Raw genomic sequence first — 3,472 nt, 5'->3', positions numbered from 1 at the left:
TTCCTGATTTCGTCGGGCTGCGTCGTGTCGCGCGACGCGTTCGACGTGCTCGGCCGCTTCGACGAGACGCTGTTCATCGATCACGTCGATACCGAATACAGCTTCCGCGCGCTGTCGCGCAACGTGCCGCTCTATGTCGTGCCGTCGCTGGTGCTGCCGCACCGGATCGGCGCGAAACAGCGGCACGCGCTCGGCCCTTTTGAAATGACGTCGATGAATCACTCGTGGCAACGGCGCTACTACAGCGCGCGCAATGCGGTGCAGCTCGGGATGCAGTACGGGCTGCGTTTCCCGGTGGCGCTCGTGCCGAACCTGCTGACCGTGTGGCAGGTCGTGCAGATCGCGCTGGTCGAGCGCGACAAGCGCGCGAAGCTGGCCGGCATCCTGTTCGGCGTCGCGGACGGCCTGTTTGGCCGGCTCGGCCCGCTCGAGCGCACGCGGCCGCGTCTGGCCGCGCGGGCGCAGCGCGTTCGGCAGGGGTGACGATGCGGCGTTTGACGAAAGCGGCCGGTTCGGCGCGTGGCGTGAAGGGCGGCTCGATGGTCGCGGCGGCGGCCATGCTGTTCGCGTTGGGCGGATGCGTACCATCGGGCTTCCTGCCGTCGCTGTCGCTGCGCACGCCGGCCGACGATGCGCTCGCGCACACCGTCGGCCCCGGCGCGAGCGGCGCGTGGCCCGCGCCCGACTGGGTGAAGCAGTTGCAGGATCCGCAGCTCGACGACCTGGTCGCCGAGGCGTCGCAGAACAGTCCCGATGTGCAGGTTGCCCAGGCGCGGTTGCGGATCGCGCAGGCGCAGCTTCAGCAGTTCGATTCGCTGACCGGTTTGACCGGCATGGCCGGCGCGACGATCAGCCGCGCGCGGATGCCGAAGCCCGGCGACATCGCCGACGTGACGGCCGGCGGCTATCGCGTGCCGGTGCAGATCTTCGGCGATCCGAACGTGTCGCCTTCGTCGATCTTCGTCGGGCTGAACTACCAGCTCGACCTGTGGGGCAAGAACCGCGCGGCGACGAAGAGCCTGATGTCGTTGCGCGACGCGGCCGGCGTCGAGGCCGAACAGGTGCGGCTCACGCTTGCCGTCGCGATCGTCACCGTGTATTGCCAGCTCGATCAGGCGTATGCGGTGCGCGACCTGTTGCAGCAGAAGCTGAAGATCAGCCAGCGCGTGACGGCCGTGCTGCGCGAGCGCACCGCGCGCGGCCTCGACAACGCGTACGACGCGAGCGATGCGGCGATCAAGCGCAGCCGCCTGCTCGAACAGATCGCGCTGAACGACGAGCAGATCAAGCTCGCGCAACTGCAACTCGGCGTGCTGTCGGGCCGTGGCCCGGAGCGCGGGCTCGCGCTGCAGCGGCCGCGCGTCGGCGCGTTCGCGGTCGGCCCGCTGCCCGCCCGGCTGCCGGCCGACCTGCTCGGCCGCCGGCCCGACATCGTCGCCGCGCGGCTGCGGGTCGAGGCCGCGTTCGCGAACGCCGACTCGACGCGTGCGCAGTTCTATCCGGACGTGAACCTCGTCGCGCTCGGCGGCGTGTTCGCGCTGACGCCTGCATCGCTGTTCTCGCGCGATTCGCTCGCGGGCTCCGTCGGCCCGGCGATCTCGCTGCCGATCTTCGATCGCGGCCGGCTGAAGGCGAAGCTCGGCGCGGACGTCGCGCAGGCCGACGTCGCGATCGGGCTGTACAACAAGACCGTCGACGACGCGCTCGGGCAAGTCGCGCAACTCGTCACGTCGTTGCAGACGTCGCAGACGCTCGTCGCGCAGCAGCAGGACGCGGTCGCGGCCGCGCAGAAGATCGTGCAGATTGCGGCGGATCGCCATCGGCGCGGCGTGCTGATGCAGAAGGACGTCGATGTCGCGGATCTCACGCTGATCGACGAGCGCGCGCAGATGATCGCGCTGCTCGGCAAACAGCGGTCGCTGCGCGTTCAGTTGGTCGGCGCGCTGGGCGGCGGATTCGATGCGGGCGCAACGGTCGCGCAGACGCGGACGCCGGCCGTGCAGCGGGCGCGTAGTGGGGCGGCCAGGCGCGGGGCGGTCACTGCCGTGGCCGCGAACCGGGGAGCGGTGGCGAGCCCGTCGAATGACTCGTCCGCACGGAGCACGGCAATGTCGGCGGCGGCCGCCACGGCGAGAGCCGCGCCCGCGCCTGAATCCGCACGGCGCGATGACACGGCGCGCCCGTCCACGGTCGGCTCGGCCCAACCCGTCGCAGCGCCGCGCGGCACACCCGTTCTCGCGCGCACGGCCTCGGCGAGCCCGACGCGGGATGTGTCGCCGATGCCCGCGATTCCCGTCTTCCAGCACGATCGTCTGATCGTTACGCAAAGCGACTGATGCACCACGACAACCTTCACTCCGCCGCGCCGCCGGCCGCGCTGAACGATCCGGCACTCGACGCGCGCCGCGCGACGCGCCGCAAGCGCTTCACCGTGTTCTTCGCGATCGTGCTGCTGGCCGCGATCGCGTGGATCGCGTACTGGATGTTGAGCGAGCGCTATTACGAAGACACCGACGACGCGTACGTCGCGGGCAGCATCGTGCAGGTCGCCGCGCAGATCCCGGGCGCCGTGACCGACGTGGTGGTTGCCGATACGCAGGCCGTGCGCGCCGGACAGACGCTCGTGCGGCTCGACGATGCCGAGGCGTCCGTCGCGTTCGCGCAGGCGAAGGCGCAGCTCGCGCAGGCCGTGCGGCAGGTCGCGAACGCGAAGATCTCGAACACGATGTACGTCGAGGCCGTGAATGCGCGGCGCGCCGACCTGGCGCTCGCGCAGCGTGCGCTCGCCGCCCGTTCCGGCGCGTCGGTCGAGATCGTCGCACCGGAAGAACTGGCGCGGGCGCGCGCGGCGGTGGCCGGCGCGCAGGCGAACCTCGCGGCCGCGCAGGCGCAGCTCGACGCGGCGCGCGCGCTCGGCAGCGAGCTGCCCGTCGACGAAAGCCCGGCCGTCGTGCAGGCGGCCGCGCAGTTCAAGCTCGCGTACCGGAACCTGAAGCGCACGACGATCGTCGCGCCCGTCGACGGCACGATCGGGCAGCGCTCGGTGCAGGTCGGCCAGCAGGTCGGGCCCGGCGTGCCGCTGATGTCGATCGTGCAGCTCAACCGGCTGTGGGTTGAGGCGAATTTCAAGGAAGGACAGATTCGCCACATGCGCGTCGGTCAGCCGGTGGAGGTCGTGTCGGATCTCTACGGCTCGCGCATCGCCTATCGCGGCCGCGTGCAGGGCTTCTCGGCGGGCACGGGCAGCGCGTTCTCGATGCTGCCGTCGCAGAACGCGGCCGGCAACTGGATCAAGGTCGTGCAGCGCGTGCCGGTGGTGATCGCGCTCGATCCGCGCGATCTCGCCGCGCATCCGCTGCGTGTCGGGCTCTCGATGCGCGCGACGGTCGACACGCACGACCGCAACGGTCACGCGCTCGACAGCGAGCCGCCGACGCCGGCCGTCAGCACGCGCGTGCACGACGGCGTCGCG

At 71.1% G+C, this 3,472-nt stretch carries 2 protein-coding genes and 1 pseudogene; all 3 read left to right on the top strand.

Annotated features, from left to right (window positions below):
- A pseudogene (locus tag QZM72_RS35315) lies at nucleotides 1-483 on the top strand (glycosyltransferase family 2 protein); the annotation flags it as partial.
- Nucleotides 484-485: 2 nt separating this feature from the next.
- A complete protein-coding gene (locus tag QZM72_RS35310; protein ID WP_301740424.1) occupies nucleotides 486-2,336 on the top strand; it encodes an efflux transporter outer membrane subunit in 1,851 nt (616 codons plus the stop codon).
- On the top strand, nucleotides 2,336-3,472 hold a 1,137-nt coding region (locus tag QZM72_RS35305), incomplete at its 3' end, for an efflux RND transporter periplasmic adaptor subunit (RefSeq protein ID WP_301740423.1). The genes QZM72_RS35310 and QZM72_RS35305, both read left to right, overlap by 1 nt.

Source organism: Burkholderia sp. AU45388, from assembly GCF_030481585.1.
Taxonomy (GTDB): Bacteria; Pseudomonadota; Gammaproteobacteria; order Burkholderiales; family Burkholderiaceae; genus Burkholderia; species Burkholderia sola.
Note: the sequence above shows the minus strand (reverse complement) of the source record. Positions and strands in the feature narration are given on the sequence as shown.

What these genes read in the sequence shown, in the direction of transcription:
- QZM72_RS35310 (WP_301740424.1), top strand. Translation starts at nt 486, where the DNA reads ATGCGGCGTTTGACGAAAGCGGCCGGTTCGGCGCGTGGCGTGAAGGGC.